Origin of the sequence: Enterococcus sp. AZ079 (assembly GCF_050547255.1) — a bacterium.
GTDB classification, from domain to species: domain Bacteria; phylum Bacillota; class Bacilli; order Lactobacillales; family Enterococcaceae; genus Enterococcus_D; species Enterococcus_D casseliflavus.
Window position 1 is genome coordinate 3,340,824 of record NZ_CP172955.1, and the last position, 15,730, is coordinate 3,356,553.

The 15,730-nt window shown below is 44.6% G+C and carries 14 protein-coding genes; 2 read left to right on the forward strand and 12 right to left on the reverse strand.

Translation table 11 applies throughout. From position 1 onward, the window contains the following. Positions 1–82: 82 nt before the first annotated feature. A complete protein-coding gene (locus tag IGJ15_RS15890; protein WP_010748477.1) occupies positions 83–484 on the reverse strand; it encodes a DUF4809 family protein in 402 nt (133 codons plus the stop codon). A gap of 150 nt (positions 485–634) precedes the next feature. Between IGJ15_RS15890 and IGJ15_RS15895 the strand changes: the two genes are divergently transcribed. After that, positions 635–838, forward strand: a complete 204-nt coding sequence (locus IGJ15_RS15895; RefSeq protein ID WP_010748476.1) for a hypothetical protein — start codon at positions 635–637, stop codon at positions 836–838. 55 nt (positions 839–893) lie between these two features. Here IGJ15_RS15895 and IGJ15_RS15900 read toward each other — a convergent pair whose 3' ends face one another. Beyond that, positions 894–1,712, reverse strand: coding sequence for a ZIP family metal transporter (locus IGJ15_RS15900; RefSeq protein WP_010748475.1), 819 nt, complete (start codon positions 1,710–1,712; stop codon positions 894–896). 208 nt (positions 1,713–1,920) lie between these two features. Between IGJ15_RS15900 and IGJ15_RS15905 the strand changes: the two genes are divergently transcribed. Then, a complete protein-coding gene (locus tag IGJ15_RS15905; RefSeq protein WP_005226380.1) occupies positions 1,921–3,543 on the forward strand; it encodes an ABC-F family ATP-binding cassette domain-containing protein in 1,623 nt (540 codons plus the stop codon). A 101-nt stretch (positions 3,544–3,644) separates the two neighbouring features. Here the strand turns inward: IGJ15_RS15905 and IGJ15_RS15910 are convergent, their stop codons facing one another. The 10 genes from IGJ15_RS15910 to gyrB form a co-directional block, all read right to left on the reverse strand. Further along, a complete protein-coding gene (locus IGJ15_RS15910) occupies positions 3,645–4,520 on the reverse strand; it encodes a DegV family protein (RefSeq protein ID WP_010748474.1) in 876 nt (291 codons plus the stop codon). 140 nt (positions 4,521–4,660) lie between these two features. Then, positions 4,661–5,953 carry an adenylosuccinate synthase gene (locus tag IGJ15_RS15915; RefSeq protein WP_005232916.1) on the reverse strand — a complete coding sequence of 431 codons (1,293 nt, stop codon included), beginning with the start codon at positions 5,951–5,953 and terminating at the stop codon, positions 4,661–4,663. A 247-nt stretch (positions 5,954–6,200) separates the two neighbouring features. After that, a complete protein-coding gene (gene dnaB / locus IGJ15_RS15920; RefSeq protein ID WP_005226374.1) occupies positions 6,201–7,571 on the reverse strand; it encodes a replicative DNA helicase in 1,371 nt (456 codons plus the stop codon). A gap of 108 nt (positions 7,572–7,679) precedes the next feature. After that, positions 7,680–8,132 carry a 50S ribosomal protein L9 gene (gene rplI / locus IGJ15_RS15925; RefSeq protein WP_005226371.1) on the reverse strand — a complete coding sequence of 151 codons (453 nt, stop codon included), beginning with the start codon at positions 8,130–8,132 and terminating at the stop codon, positions 7,680–7,682. Between the two features lie 15 nt (positions 8,133–8,147). Continuing rightward, positions 8,148–9,596 carry a DHH family phosphoesterase gene (locus IGJ15_RS15930; protein WP_010748473.1) on the reverse strand — a complete coding sequence of 483 codons (1,449 nt, stop codon included), beginning with the start codon at positions 9,594–9,596 and terminating at the stop codon, positions 8,148–8,150. Positions 9,597–9,836: 240 nt separating this feature from the next. Beyond that, positions 9,837–10,073, reverse strand: coding sequence for a 30S ribosomal protein S18 (rpsR, locus tag IGJ15_RS15935; RefSeq protein ID WP_005226367.1), 237 nt, complete (start codon positions 10,071–10,073; stop codon positions 9,837–9,839). Between the two features lie 23 nt (positions 10,074–10,096). After that, the gene (ssb, locus tag IGJ15_RS15940) at positions 10,097–10,621 is read right to left on the reverse strand and encodes a single-stranded DNA-binding protein (protein WP_005226365.1); all 525 of its coding nucleotides are present in this window, start codon (positions 10,619–10,621) and stop codon (positions 10,097–10,099) included. A gap of 43 nt (positions 10,622–10,664) precedes the next feature. Then, the gene (rpsF, locus tag IGJ15_RS15945) at positions 10,665–10,964 is read right to left on the reverse strand and encodes a 30S ribosomal protein S6 (RefSeq protein WP_005226363.1); all 300 of its coding nucleotides are present in this window, start codon (positions 10,962–10,964) and stop codon (positions 10,665–10,667) included. A 263-nt stretch (positions 10,965–11,227) separates the two neighbouring features. Next, a complete protein-coding gene (gene gyrA / locus IGJ15_RS15950) occupies positions 11,228–13,753 on the reverse strand; it encodes a DNA gyrase subunit A (RefSeq protein ID WP_430599213.1) in 2,526 nt (841 codons plus the stop codon). Between the two features lie 23 nt (positions 13,754–13,776). After that, positions 13,777–15,726: a DNA topoisomerase (ATP-hydrolyzing) subunit B gene (gene gyrB, locus IGJ15_RS15955; protein ID WP_005226359.1), complete on the reverse strand. Its 1,950-nt coding sequence runs from the start codon at positions 15,724–15,726 to the stop codon at positions 13,777–13,779. Positions 15,727–15,730 lie beyond the last annotated feature (4 nt).

Below are 15,730 nucleotides of genomic sequence, written 5' to 3' on the forward strand. Positions count from 1 at the left end.
TGCTGTCATGACTTCCAATAGTTAGACTAAAAAGCTAACTTTAAAAGGTCGGTACATGCGCAAGCGGCTTTTTTTCGTCCTCTTATGCTTGTGCAGCCCGCAGAACGAAAGAAATCGGTTCGATGCCAAACAATTCTGTCAGCACTCGATTGGTTGTGGCAAAGACGTCAGCTTCGCAACTCTTTTTCGGACAAGAAATCGTCTGTCCTTTGCTGGAAAACGTATCCTGACGGCTGCCCTCTACGAAAATTACTTCTTGCGTTCCTTTTTGATAGATCAATCCTTCGTCTTCTTCTAATAATAAGCGAGTCTGCCACTGATTGATCTGGGCAATTGGCATCACCAATGCAGCAGCATCCAAGTTTTCTAACGAAAAACTACGACCATCCGGCAGCTGCAGCGTGAAGGTATTGAGTTCATAAGGCAAACAGGCATTGCACCCTCCTTCTGTGATGACTTGGCTCGTGAGAATTTCTGCATTCATTCTTTTTGACTCCTTTCATGATTCATCCATGTTTAGTTTATCACAAACCTATGGCGCACGGCGGAGCAATTATTCCGTCTTAAGTTGGATGTGTTTCTTTTTCTTTCTTGCTATGCTAGGGATAAGAAAAAAAGTCTAGGAGGAGTCACAATGAATACAGAAAGTTTATTAGGAAGAATCGTTACTGTCGTGGCAGTTTTAATCGCAGCATCTCTTGTTTTATCCGTTGTATTAGGCATTATTGGTGGGTTGATCGGATTGGTCTTCCGTTTCGGGATTCCTTTGCTGCTAGCCGTTTTGATCGTTCGCTGGTTAACATCGATTCGCCAAAAGCCAAGAAAATATTATCGTTAATTACAAGTAAATCAAAAACACCTGACTTTTGGAAAGTCAGGTGTTTTTTTATCGATCAGCCTAATGCTACATCTAAAATCATCATTAAGATAAAGCCTAGCATGACGCCAAAGACCGCAAAATGGCGGCGACTAGACAAGGTTTGCTGCGCTTCTGGAATCAATTCTTCCACCACTACATAGATCATAGCACCCGCTGCAAAAGCCAACGCATACGGCAAGACAGCGGACATACTCGTTACCAGCAAAGCTCCGATCACACCGGCGATCGGTTCTACGATCCCTGACGCTTGCCCGTATATAAAGGCTTTGGTTCGGCTTAACCCTTCTTGGCGCAAGGGGATCGAAACGGCTGCGCCTTCTGGAAAATTTTGGATCCCGATCCCGATCGCTACCGAAAGCGCCGCTAAGATCGCTGCTCGCGGATCATCGGCACTTGCCGCCGCCCCAAACGCTACCCCTACCGCCAAGCCTTCTGGGATATTATGCAGCGTGATGGAAAAGACCAGCAAGATCGTTCGCTTCAAATGACTGGGCAAACCTTCTGTTTCATGATTCGGACCAAAATGCATATGCGGGAGCGTCTTATCTGCTGCATATAGGAACAAACCACCCAAACCAAACCCGATGCTGACCACAAGCCACGGAATGTCGCCATTTTCTTCGGCTCGTGCGATCGCAGGATCTAATAACGACCAGAAACTAGCAGCGATCATCACGCCAGAGGCAAACCCCAGCATCGTATTCAGGACATTTTTATTGATTTCTTTGAAGAAAAAGACTAGCGCTGCCCCAAGCGCCGTCATACCATACGTAAAGATCGTCCCCGCCAACGCTTGCTGCCATGGCGACAATCCAACCAACCAATCCACCATTCGTCTGCTCCTTTGTCTAACTATTCTACCAATACTCTAGCATAGGAAGCCGTCAGGTTCTACTAGGAAGGCAGCAGCAGCCAAAATTTTTCTTTCACCAGCCCTAAGCCTTTCCTGATGAAATCCTCGGCTTTACTTGAAAGTTTCAACATTCATCGCTATAATGCTAGGAGACTCCATGTCAATTTATATAAAGTGAGGAAAAGAATTGATTACAGTAAGTGATGTAAGTTTGCATTTTTCAGACCGCAAACTGTTTGATGATGTTAATATTAAGTTTACGCCTGGTAATTGTTATGGTTTGATTGGTGCAAATGGTGCTGGTAAATCAACTTTTTTAAAAATTTTATCTGGTGAGATCCAACCTTCGACTGGAAATGTGTCTTTAGGTCCTGATGAACGGATGGCTGTCTTGAAGCAGAACCACTATGATTACGAAGAGTTTCCAGTGATCGAAACGGTCATCATGGGCCATAAACGTCTCTACGAAGTGATGAAAGAAAAAGACGCGATCTACATGAAGGAAGACTTTTCTGATGAAGATGGGATTCGTGCCGCCGAACTAGAAGGCGAATTTGCGGAACTTGATGGCTGGGAAGCAGAGCCCGAAGCAGCTGTTCTTTTGCAAGGCTTGAACATTCCCGATGAATTGCATCATGTCTTGATGAAAGATCTAACTGCTGGTCAACGGGTGAAAGTCTTACTGGCACAAGCCCTTTTCGGTAAGCCAGACGTCTTGCTCCTAGATGAGCCTACCAACGGATTGGATATCCAATCTATCAACTGGTTAGAAGAGTTTCTGATCAACTTTGACAACACCGTCATTGTTGTTTCCCATGACCGCCACTTCTTAAATAAAGTTTGTACCCATATGGCCGATCTAGACTTCGGCAAAATCAAATTGTTTGTCGGCAACTATGATTTCTGGTTGGAATCAAGCCAATTAGCTGCGAAATTACAATCCCAATCAAATGCCAAAAAAGAAGAGCAGATCAAAGAACTGCAAGACTTTATCGCACGCTTTAGTGCCAATGCGTCAAAATCCAAACAAGCAACATCTCGGAAAAAAATGTTGGATAAAATCACCCTTGATGATATTCAACCTTCGTCTCGCCGCTACCCGTTTGTCGGTTTTAAACCAGAACGTGAAATCGGGAATGACTTGCTGCAAGTCGACAATGTCAGTGTGACGATCGACGGCAAAAAGATTTTAGACAATATCTCTTTCACCTTGAACAAAGACGACAAAGTCGCTTTTGTTGCCAATAGCGATATCACCACCACAACGCTATTCAAAGTCATCATGGGGGAAATCACTCCTGATACAGGTAGTGTTCGTTGGGGCGTGACCACGCAGCATGCGTACTTGCCAAAAGATACGACCAGCGAATTTGATACGGATACCCCGATCGTTGATTGGTTGCGTCAATACGCAAGCAAAGAAGAAGACGACAATACCTTCTTGCGCAGCTTCCTAGGTCGCATGTTGTTCTCTGGTGACGAAGTATTAAAACCCGTCAACGTTCTTTCCGGGGGCGAAAAAGTTCGCTGCATGTTGTCGAAAATGATGCTTTCAAAAGCCAACGTATTGGTATTGGATGATCCAACCAATCACTTGGACTTAGAATCGATCACCGCATTAAACGATGGCTTGATGGCCTTCACCGGCTCATTGTTGTTTGCTTCTCATGACCACCAATTTATTCAAACCCTTGCGAACCGTATCATTGCGGTCTCTAGCAAAGGCGTGGTGGATCGTGCCGAAACGACCTACGATGAATTCTTAGAAAACAAAGATGTCCAAAAACGCGTAGCAGAAATGAATCAATAAGCTGCTTTTGAAAAAAAGAACGCTCCAGTTGCCCGCCACCAAGGCTGCAACTGGAGCGTTTCTTTTATTTTATCTAGGTGCTTCGGGCGCTTTTTGGCAGGTTACGCTTGTTCTAAACGGGCTTTGCCGAATGAAAACAGCGCCAAGCAGCCGTAGCCGGTATGACTGGAGATCGTTGGACCTAATGGATAATGATGAATAATAATGTCAGGAACTTTTTCGGTCAAACGTTTGATGACTTTCTCCGCTGCTTCGGCAGCGCCAGCATTGGCAAAATAAACCGTATTGGTTTTTGATTCGTGAAGATTGGCGATGGTTTGATCCACGATTTTTTGGATCGCTTTGTTGCGTCCCCGCACTCGATCAACGCTGCGTAATTTTCCCGCAGTATCGACGGTAATAATTGGTTTCACGTTCAGCAATCCGCCGATCGCTGCCGCCGTTTTAGAGATTCTGCCGCCGCGTTCCAATTGTTTTAAATCGTCGACGGTGACCCATGAATCTAAACGCAGTTTGTTTTCTTCTACCCATTGGCTGACTTCTAGCAACGAACGTCCTTGGGCTTTTTGTTGGGCTGCTTCAGCCACTAAGAAGCCTTCGCCTAAACTCGCAGAGCGCGTATCGATCAAGGTGATCGCAACTTCTTTGTATTCTTCTTTTAGTAAGGCTACGGCTTGGACGGCACTTTGGAATGAGCCGCTCATTCCTGAAGAAAAACCTAAATAAAGGACCGGTGTGCCCGCTTCGACATATGGCCGAAAATACTCCATATAACGTCCGACATTGATTTGAGAAGTTGTCGGCTGCGCATGCTCTTTTAGTTTTCCTAAAAACCATTCCGTATCAAATTCTTTGCTCATATCATCGATATATTCTTTGCCGTCTAATTCGATCAGCATCGGAATATACACAACATCTAGCTCCGCTAATCTTGCTGCTGGTAAATCACAGCAGGAATCTGTCATGATTTGAAACATGGTTTCACCCCTCTCGTTACCCCCTATTATAGCAAAAAAAGAACAAGACAGAAGAAATTCTCATCAAAAGCAGCCAAACTTATCGTTGACTGCTTTTGACACAGGAGTTCTTCGTCTTGTTCTGAAGCTTTTGCGTCAGTTTAGATTTGCGCCCAAACACTTTCTAAGATGTTGGTTTGGCTGCGGTCTGGTCCTACCGAGAAGGTCGAAATGCGGACACCGACTAATTCAGAGATGCGGTGAACGTAATTGCGTGCATTTTCTGGCAGATCTGCTAATGTTTTGCAGCCAGTAATGTCTTCAGACCAGCCAGGAAGTTCTTCGTAGACTGGTTTGCAGCGGTTCAACTCTTTCAAGCTTGCTGGGTAATGATAGATCAATTCGCCGTCTAGTTCATAAGCCGTACAGATCTTCACGGTTTCTAAGCCGCTCAAGACATCGATCGAGTTAAGGGATAGGTTTGTAATCCCTGAAACACGTTTTGAATGGCGCATCACGACGGTATCAAACCAGCCCACACGGCGAGGACGTCCTGTCGTTGTTCCGTATTCACGACCGATCTTACGGATTTGTTCACCTGTTTCATCAAACAGTTCCGTTGGGAAAGGACCATCTCCTACCCGAGAGGTGTAAGCTTTGCAGACACCAACGACTTTGTTGATTTTTGAAGGACCCACACCACTACCAATAGTGACTCCCCCAGCAACGGGGTTGGATGATGTCACGAAAGGATAGGTTCCTTGGTCGATATCCAGCATCACGCCTTGTGCCCCTTCAAATAAAACCCGTTTGCCTTCATCTAAGGCATCGTTAAGGATCACCGAAGTATCCGTCACATATTTTTTGATTTGTTGGCCATATTCGTAATACTCTTCAAAAATGTCTTCAAAGGCGATTGGCTCTGCGTCAAACATTTTCACGAATTGACGATTTTTTTCTTCTAAGTTGATACGCAGACGTTCTTCAAAAATTTCTTTGTCTAAAAGATCAGCGATCCGAATGCCGACTCTGGCAGCTTTATCCATATAGGCTGGTCCAATCCCTTTGATCGTGGTACCGATCTTGTTGTCACCTTTGGCATCTTCTTGCAGCTGATCCAAATGGATATGGTAAGGTAAAATAACATGAGCACGATCAGAGATCTTTAAGTTTTCTGTTATTATATTGTTTTCTTTCAAGTATGCTAATTCTTTAACTAATGATTTCGGGTTCACAACGACCCCGTTTCCAATGACACTGATTTTATCTGCATAAAAGATCCCAGAAGGAATCAAATGCAGTTTATAGGTCACACCGTCAAATTTAATCGTATGGCCGGCATTGTCTCCACCTTGATAACGTGCAATGACTTCCGCGTTTTCACTCAAAAAGTCCGTAATCTTTCCTTTACCTTCATCGCCCCATTGTGTACCTACTACTACTACAGATGACATATAATGACCTCTTTCTTTAATTAGTGCATTCCTTAAGTATTGTAACAAGATTCGCAAGCTCTTTCAATCTAAAATCGAATAATCGTTTTAAATTCTCATTTTTCAGGGGTAAAAAACGAACTATTTTCTTCTCAATAATTATTTATACACGTAAAAACGAATAAAGTCAGCACATAAAAAAAGCCCTGCTGCCATCAGCGCAATGCAGACGGCAGCAGGAGCCTTGGTTTCTCACATCGTTGGTGTCTTACCCGAACTCTTCTCGCGGCGAGACCGAGGAGAACTTATTGTATTCTTTGATAAATAGAAGTTCGACGGTCCCCCGGGCACCACTCCGGTTTTTCTCGATAATGACTTCGATCACATTGTTGTTTTGTTGTTCTTCTGGTTCATCGTCATCGTCGCCTTCGCTTCGGTAGTAGTCATCTCGGTACAAGAAAGCAACGATATCGGCATCCTGCTCAATCGATCCTGATTCCCGAATATCACTTAAAACAGGACGCTTGTCTTGTCGTTGTTCCACACCCCGAGAAAGCTGAGACAGTGCGATCACTGGCACTTTTAATTCCTTCGCCAGTTTCTTTAATTGGCGAGAGATCTCAGAGACTTCTTGTTGGCGGTTTTCGCGACCCGTTCCTTCAATCAGCTGCAAGTAGTCGATCAAAATCAAGCCGAGATTACCTTTTTCTTGCGCCAGTTTCCGACAACGTGCCCGAATCTCAGAGATCTTGATCCCAGGGGTATCATCGATATAGATATTTGCGTTAGAAAGACTGCCCATGGCAACGATCAAATTCCGCCACTCTTCTTCTGAGAGCTGCCCCGTCCGCAAGTGACTGGCCTCAATCGAGCCTTCCGCACACAGCATCCGATTGACCAATGATTCAGCCCCCATTTCCAGACTAAAGATCGCTACGGAACGATCGGTTTTCGTTCCGACATTTTGCGCGATATTCAAGGCAAACGCGGTTTTCCCTACCGCGGGGCGGGCAGCGAGAATAATCAGCTCTTCTTTTTGCAGCCCCGCCGTCATTTTGTCTAAAGCCGCATAACCCGTAGGTAATCCGGTGATTTCTTCATTGTTTTGCGCCAACTGATCGATCGTTTCGATCGTCCGATTCAAGACTTCCGCTATCGATTGGAAGCCATTGCTATTGCGCTTTTCGGATACTTCTAAAATACTTTTTTCTGCTTGATCAATGATCGACTGCACATCTTCATCTTGTTCAAAGCCTTTGGTTACGATGCGGCTCGCTGTTTGGATCAGATTGCGTAACGTGGCTTTGTCGTCAACGATCTTCGCATAATAAGCAATACTTGCTGCTGATGGTGAAGCTTGACTCAGTTCAGTCAGATACGTCAGGCCGCCAACATCTTCAAGACTGTTGCTTTTTTCAATTTCTGCTTTCAACGTAATCAAGTCGATCGATTCACTACGGTCGTTCAACTGGATCATTGCTTGAAAAATTATTTGATGGCTGCGGCGATAAAAATCTTCTGGGGCGATTACTTCCATTGCATCGATGATCGCATCGGCATCTAAAAAGACTGCCCCTAGGACCGCTTGTTCCGCTTCAATATCTTGTGGGGGAACTTGATTTTGCCAAACTTCATTCATGCCATTCGCTCCTTCGTCCATTCATTCTACAAGATTCCCATCCAAAGTACAAGATTGCTTGGACGTTTGCCGAAAAAAACCCCAACATGTGACTGTTGGGAGTAATGCTTATTCTTGGATGGTATGAACATTGATCGTTGCTGTTACTTGTGGGTGCAATTTTACAGGTACTTGCGTAAAGCCTAATGCACGGATCGGCTGATCCAATTCGATTTTGCGTTTGTCGATTTTGATTTTGTATTGCTTGTTCAAGGCATCTGCGATTTGTTTTGATGGGATCGAACCGAACAAGCGGCCATCTTCCCCTGCTTTGGCATTGATCTTCACAACGGTTTCTTCTTTTTCAAGAAGTGCTTTTAACTCTTTCGCTTCTGCTAAGACTTCTGCGTCTTGTTTTTCTTTGGCTTTTTGTTTGCCTTTTAATTCTGCCATGCTTTCATTGTTGGCAGGTTTGGCTAAGTTGTTTTTGATCAGAAAGTTTTGTGCGTAGCCATTAGGGACTTCCTTGATATCGCCTTTTTTGCCTTTGCCTTTGACATCTTGTAAGAAAATAACTTTCATCTTGGTCACTCCTTGTTATTGTTCATTTTTCGTTAATTCCGCTCGCAGCTGTTTTTCTACATCACCAATGCTGCTGTTCTTTATTTGCGTGGCTGCGTTGGTAAAATGTCCGCCGCCGCCTAATGCCTCCATCAAGGTTTGTACATTGACTTTACCAGTGCTTCTAGCACTGATACCGATCAAATCTCCTGGTTGTTTCGTAATGACAAATGCGGCATGGATCCCGTTGATCGATAGCAGAGTATCGGCCGCTTTCGCAACGGTGACACTATCGTACACCCGATCTTCATCCGCTGCAGCAATCACGATATCTTCTCGGAAATGCTGGCTGCGAGAAACCAGTTCACTGATCATCAAATAGGAATCGAGATCCGTACTCAACATGTATTGAACCAATGACGTATCTGCGCCTTGGTTTTTCAAATAACCAGCAATATCAAAGGTCCGACCAGTGGTTCGCACCGTGAAGTTCTTCGTATCCACGTAGATGCCCGCTAATAAAGAAGTCGTAATAAATTTCGGGACTTGCGATCTGCGAGAAGCACGATACTGGATTAATTCTGCTACCAGTTCCGATGCCGAAGACGCGGAAGATTCAATATACGTCAAGAGTGGCTTATCGGGAAACTCATCCCCGCGACGATGGTGATCGATCACTGCGATTTTGTCAAATTCATCATAGACCGCTTGCGAGATCGACATCGACGGCTTATGGTAATCTACCATCACTAGCACACTTTCTTCATTTGATAAATTAACTGCTTCTTCCCCAGTGATCACAAATCGTTCCAGCTCGGGGTATTTTTTCAATTCTTCCAATGCCCGTTGAATGTCTGCGGTGATCTCTTTTGGATTTAAAATGATGTAGCATTCTTTATCGCTCATCATCGCCATGTAAGCCACCCCAAAAGCCGAACCTAAGGCATCCATGTCTGGGTAACGATGACCCATGATAAAGATCCGTTGGTTTTCAGCAAAAATCTTTCTCAACGCCGTACTCATGGCACGAGAACGAACACGCGTTCTCTTGGGTGTGCCGTCTGTATTGCCACCAAAGAATTGCGGTTTTGCTTCTTCTTTGGCTTCTTTTAAAACGACTTGATCACCGCCGCGAACTAACGCAATGTCGAGATTGTTTTGTGCCACTTCCCCGATCTCTTCAAAAGACTCTTCCCCATAGGAGATCCCCATACTGATCGTTAATGGCAGATCATTTTTTTCCGCAACTTGCCGTACTCTAGTCAAAAATTGGAATTTTTCTTCCTTCATCCGCTCAATATCTGAATACTTCGCGACGAAAAGAAACCGCTCGGAATTGATTCGTTTGTAAAAAACATGATTCTCACTTGCCCAATCAGAAATCAATGTCGTGATCAGCGAGTTCAAATAAGAAACTTGTTTGTCGTCTTTTTTCTCAATCAAATCATCGTAATTATCAATTGAAATCAACCCAATTACTGCCATCTTTTTTACCCCTCAATGTTTCATCCCATTTTTTTGAAGCTTTGTTCCTTATTTTACCACAAAACAATCAAATAGGCGATTGATGCAAAAAAGTTCCACGTGAAACTTTTTTGGTGAACCAACCAGGAAAAAATTTCTATCATTCGTTATTCTATCTATATATAAAATAACAAGTTACTCTTCGATGGATAAAAAAATTGACAAGCTTCAAAAGAAACTTGTCAATGAAAATCATTCGATTTATTCTTCGCCTACGAATGGAAGTAATCCCATGATACGCGCACGTTTGATTGCAATGGTAAGTTTGCGTTGGTTTTTCGCACCAGTACCAGTTACACGACGTGGTAAGATTTTACCGCGTTCTGAAATGAAACGTTTTAGTAATTCAATATCTTTATAATCGATATGTTCAATATGGTTTGCAGCAATGTAGTCTACTTTACGACGTTTGCGTCCGCCTCTTCTTTGTTGTGCCATCCTATTTCCCTCCTATCAATTTCTTAGAATGGTAAATCATCGTCTGAAATGTCGATTGATGAGTTTCCGAATGGATCGGAGTTGTCTCGATCAAAATTAGGCATTCCTGATGGTTGAGAGGATTGAGTTTGATTTGAGTTATTGTTACCAAATCCAGAAGAACTGTTTGAGTTATACGTATTGTTACTGCCAGATCCGCTATCAGTTGTGCGTCTTTGCTCGGAAGCATTCCGCGACTCTAATAATTGGAAGTTGTCAGCAACGACTTCTGTTACATAAACACGTTGGCCTTGTTGGTTGTCGTATGAACGGGTTTGAATACGTCCAGTAACCCCTAATAAAGTTCCTTTGCGTGCATAGTTTGCTAATGTTTCCGCTGGTTTTCTCCAAATAACACAGTTGATGAAATCAGCTTCGCGCTCTCCACTTTGGTTGGTAAAATTGCGGTTTACCGCCAAGGTAAAGGTTGCGACACCAGTGCCATTAGAAGTGTAACGTAAATCAGGATCTTTGGTTAGTCTTCCTACTAGTACAACATTATTAATCAAAGTTCATCATCTCCTCATCGCTTTTGTTTCATGTGAAACAATATTATGCTTCTTCTTTGACAATCATGTGACGGATAATGTCATCATTGATTTTCGCAAGACGGTCAAACTCGTTGATTGCACTTGCAGTTGTTGAAGAAGAAACTTTTACGATGTGATAGATACCCTCACGGAATCCATCCATTTCATACGCTAGACGGCGTTTTTGCCAATCTTTTGATTCGATAACTTCAGCGCCGTTATCAGTTAAGATTGAGTCAAAACGAGCGATCAATGCGGCTTTTGCTTCTTCATCAATGTTTGGACGAATGATATATAAAATCTCATATTTCGTGTTTTCCATTGATTTTTCACCTCCCTGTGGACTTTGGCCCCTAGTTTTCTAGGAGCAGAGAGAGTGGTCTAATTAGACTACTCACAAATAATTATTATACACTTTTTTCGTCCCTACTGCAAGCTGTTTTTTTGCGTCCCTGCATCTATCCATCACCGCAAACAATCGTTTACACTGATAAATACGTCAGCTGCTGCCGATTTTTTGAAAAAGAGTAAGAAGACAGCAAGCTGCAGGTTCGCAGCTTGCTGTCTTCCTAGAAAACGTATTGCTTATTCTTGTGTATCCGTGGTGTCTTCCGTTGCTTCTTCCATAACTGGTACGTCTTGTACCGCTGTTTCTTCAGCAGTCGCTAGTTCTTCTTCGACTTCTGGTTCAACCGTTGCCATCGTCACTACTTTGGCATTGTTTTCCATCTTCATCAAACGAACCCCTAAGGTTGCCCGACCAGTTTGGGAAACAGTCGCTACATTGAAACGAATCAAGACGCCTTTATCGGTGATCACCATGATGTCTTCCTCACCGCTGACCGTCGTCAAGCCGGCTAATGGACCATTTTTCGCCGTAATGTTGGCTGTTTTGATCCCTTTTCCGCCACGACCTTTGATTGGGTATTCAGAGCCTTTGGTACGCTTGCCATAGCCGTTCTCAGTGATGACCAAGACTTCACTGTCTTCTGTGATCACTGCAGCGCCTACCACGTAGTCTCCGTCTCTTAGACGAATGCCTCGCACACCAGCAGCTGTCCTACCCATATCCCGCACAAGGGCTTCTTTGAAGGTCACAGAGTAGCCATCGTGGGTTCCGATGATCACGACATCTTCGCCGTGGGTTTCAATTACGTTGACCAACTCATCATTTTCCCGAAGACCGATCGCAATCAGACCATTGGCACGGATATTTGAAAAGGCCGTCACTGAGGTCCGTTTGACCACACCTAGACGCGTCGTGAAGAACAAGTAGCGTCCTTCTTGAGGCCCACCAGAAGCCGAAATGATCGCTTCGATCCGTTCACTAGAATCGATCCCTAGGAGATTGATCACAGGGATCCCTTTGGCTGCCCGACCATACTCAGGAATTTCATAGCCTTTGGCTTTGTAAACTTTCCCTTTATTGGTGAAGAACAGTAATGTGTCATGAGTCGAACAAGAAACCAACGTCTTCACGAAGTCTTCATCGTGGATCCCCATTCCTTGAACGCCACGTCCGCCGCGGCGTTGTGCACGGAATTCAGACTTAGCTACTCGTTTGATGTACCCATTGTTCGTCAAGGTAATGACGATTTCTTCTTCTTCGATCAAATCTTCATCTTCAAGACTTAAGACTTCCCCAACCAATAATTCAGTCCGGCGATCATCACCAAAGCGTTGGCCTAATTCTTGCAACTCCGTTTGGATGATTTCTAGGACCCGTTGTGGATTTGCTAAAATGTCTGTCAAATCAGCGATAAATTCTAACAAGCCTTGGTACTCGTTTTCGATCTTGTCGCGTTCCAAGCCAGTCAAGCGACGCAAACGCATATCTAAAATTGCTTGTGCTTGGCGATCGGACAATTTGAAGCGCTCCATCATGCTATTTTTTGCTTCATCATCAGAATTTGATGCCCGGATCAAAGCAATGATCTCATCGATATGATCCAATGCGATCCGTAATCCTTCCAAGATGTGGGCACGAGCTTCTGCTTTGTTTTTATCAAACTGTGTCCGACGAGTTACCACTTCTTGTTGGTGCTCGATGTAGTTTTCTAAAATTCGTTTCAAGCTCAAAATCTTCGGCACGCCTTTTTCAATGGCTAACATATTAAAGCCAAAAGAAGATTGCAGTGCAGTCATTTTGTAGAGATTGTTTAAGATCACCGACGCACTGACGTCGCGACGAACGTCGATCACGATCCGCATGCCTTCACGAGACGATTCATCCCGCAGATCGGTGATTCCTTCGATCCGTTTGTCACGGTGCAGCTCAGAGATCCGTTCGATCAACTTCGCTTTATTGACCATATATGGCAATTCAGTCACTAAGATCCGTTCTTTGCCGTTGGGCATTTCAGTCACTTCGACTTTTCCGCGAACAGTGATCGACCCTTTCCCTGTTTCATAGGCACGGCGAATACCGGATTTTCCCATCACGATCCCGCCAGTTGGGAAGTCTGGTCCTGGTAGGACTTCCATCAATTCACTCGTTGTGACTTCTGGATTTTCCATCAATAGATCGATGGCTGCAATGACTTCATTCAAGTTATGAGGCGGGATATTGGTCGCCATCCCAACAGCGATCCCAGTCGTCCCGTTGACCAAAAGGTTCGGGAAGCGGGCAGGTAATACCGCTGGTTCTCGTTCTGTATCATCATAGTTGCTTTGGAAATCAACGGTATCTTTGTTGATGTCCCGCAGCATCTCCATCGCCAGTTTACTCATGCGGGCTTCGGTATACCGCATCGCAGCGGCACCGTCACCATCGACTGAACCAAAGTTTCCGTGGCCATCGACTAGCATGTAGCGATAGCTAAAGGGCTGTGCCATCCGCACCATTGATTCATAGATCGCACTGTCCCCATGGGGATGGTATTTCCCCATGACATCGCCGACGATCCGGGCTGATTTTTTATGGGGCTTGTCTGGTGTGACCCCTAATTCATTCATTCCATATAAAATTCGGCGGTGAACCGGCTTTAAGCCATCCCGCACATCTGGTAAAGCCCTAGCAACAATTACACTCATTGCATAATCGATAAAGGACTCACGCATTTCACTGGTCAGATTGACGTCATGAATATTTTGTTTTGCTTCTTCACTCAAGCTGTTTCCTCCTCTACGATTGGCTAGATGTCAAGATTTTTCACGTAGTGCGCGTTTTCTTCGATAAAGGCCCGTCTTGGTTCGACGCGATCCCCCATCAGCATTTCAAAAATTTGATCGGCTTCTATGGCATCATCTACGCTGACCCGCAGCATCATCCGGTTTTCAGGGTCCATCGTGGTTTCCCATAACTGGTGGTCATCCATTTCCCCTAGACCTTTGTAGCGTTGAACCGTTGGTTTTGGTGTCGCAGGCAGTGATTCAATCGTATTTTTCAAATCTTGTTCGGCATTCTTGCCGGGTTGGATATAGTGGATATTTTTCCCTTGTTTGACACCGTACAATGGCGGTTGTGCGATATAGACATAACCAGCTTCAACGATTGGACGCATATAACGATAGAACAGCGTCAAAAGCAGGGTCCGGATATGGGCACCATCGACATCGGCATCGGTCATGATAACTAGCTTGTGGTAACGGGCTTTTGCTACATCAAAATCAGCACCAAACCCAGTTCCCATTGCCGTAAACAGCGAACGGATCTCTTCGTTTGCTAAGATTTTGTCCATGCTGGCTTTTTCGACATTTAAAATCTTCCCACGGATCGGTAAGATCGCTTGGAATTCGCGACTGCGGCCTTGTTTTGCTGAACCGCCGGCAGAATCTCCTTCGACGATAAACAATTCGCATTTTTCTGGATCATTACTGGAACAGTCGGCCAATTTCCCAGGTAAGTTACTGATTTCTAACGCACCTTTTCGGCGAGTCATTTCCCGGGCACGTTTGGCTGCTTGACGGGCTTTTGATGCCAAAAGTCCTTTTTCCACGACTTGACGACCCACATTCGGGTTTTCCATCAAGAATTTCGTGAAATGTTCCGAAAAGAGACGATCAGTGACTGTCCGCACTTCCGAATTTCCTAATTTGGTTTTCGTTTGTCCCTCAAACTGAGGATCTGGATGCTTGATAGAGATAACTGCCGTCAATCCTTCCCGAACATCTTCTCCGGTCAGGTTTTCGTCGTTTTCTTTCATCAATTTTGACTTGCGGGCGTAATCATTGATCACCCGTGTCAAAGCAGTCTTAAACCCGAATTCATGGGTTCCGCCTTCATAGGTATGGATGTTGTTGGCAAAACTCAACAGGTTGCTGTGGTAGCTATCGGTATATTGCATGGAAACTTCAACCGTGATTCCTTGTTGTTCTCCTTCTAAGTAGATCGGATCTGGGAAAATCACTGTTTTACTCGCATTCAAATGCTCCACATAGCTCTTGATCCCGCCATCGTAATGATATTCTTTCAAGACGGGTTTTTCTTCCCGTTTGTCTTCGATCGAGATTTTTAAGCCACGGTTCAAGAAGGCTAATTCCCGAACCCGTGTCGCTAATTTATCAAAATTGAATACGGTTGTTTCCGTAAAGATCTCTGGATCTGGAACAAAGTGGACGGTCGTTCCGTGGCGGTCGGTTTCATCGATCACTTTCAAGTCATCAACGACTGCCCCACGATGGTATTCTTGATAATACACTTTGCCTTCTTTATAGACTTTTACGTCTAAAGTCGTGGATAACGCATTAACGACGGAGGAACCTACCCCGTGCAGTCCACCAGATACTTTGTAGCCGCCACCGCCGAATTTCCCGCCGGCATGCAGGATCGTAAAGACGGTTTCTACCGCTGGACGGCCTGTCTTGGCTTGGATATCAACGGGGATCCCCCGACCGTCATCGACGACCGTAATGCTATTATCTGGTTCAATGATCACTTGAATACTTGAGGCAAAGCCTGCTAGTGCTTCATCGATCGAGTTATCGACGATTTCCCATACTAAGTGGTGCAAACCTTCTGAACTGGTAGAACCAATGTACATCCCAGGTCGTTTGCGGACGGCTTCTAGTCCTTCCAGCACTTGGATCTGACTGGCATCATAGGCTTTCGCACGTTCAACTAAGCTTTTTTCTTCTTCTGTCATTCAG

Bases quoted from the DNA above. Each gene is read 5' to 3' on its own strand.
- IGJ15_RS15895 (WP_010748476.1), top strand. From the start codon at position 635: ATGAATACAGAAAGTTTATTAGGAAGAATCGTTACTGTCGTGGCAGTT.
- IGJ15_RS15890 (WP_010748477.1), bottom strand. From the start codon at position 484: ATGAATGCAGAAATTCTCACGAGCCAAGTCATCACAGAAGGAGGGTGC.
- IGJ15_RS15915 (WP_005232916.1), bottom strand. From the start codon at position 5,953: ATGTCATCTGTAGTAGTAGTAGGTACACAATGGGGCGATGAAGGTAAA.
- IGJ15_RS15930 (WP_010748473.1), bottom strand. From the start codon at position 9,596: ATGGCAGTAATTGGGTTGATTTCAATTGATAATTACGATGATTTGATT.
- rpsR (WP_005226367.1), bottom strand. From the start codon at position 10,073: ATGGCACAACAAAGAAGAGGCGGACGCAAACGTCGTAAAGTAGACTAC.
- rpsF (WP_005226363.1), bottom strand. From the start codon at position 10,964: ATGGAAAACACGAAATATGAGATTTTATATATCATTCGTCCAAACATT.
- IGJ15_RS15910 (WP_010748474.1), bottom strand. From the start codon at position 4,520: ATGTTTCAAATCATGACAGATTCCTGCTGTGATTTACCAGCAGCAAGA.
- gyrB (WP_005226359.1), bottom strand. From the start codon at position 15,726: ATGACAGAAGAAGAAAAAAGCTTAGTTGAACGTGCGAAAGCCTATGAT.
- dnaB (WP_005226374.1), bottom strand. From the start codon at position 7,571: ATGAATGAAGTTTGGCAAAATCAAGTTCCCCCACAAGATATTGAAGCG.
- IGJ15_RS15900 (WP_010748475.1), bottom strand. From the start codon at position 1,712: ATGGTGGATTGGTTGGTTGGATTGTCGCCATGGCAGCAAGCGTTGGCG.
- rplI (WP_005226371.1), bottom strand. From the start codon at position 8,132: ATGAAAGTTATTTTCTTACAAGATGTCAAAGGCAAAGGCAAAAAAGGC.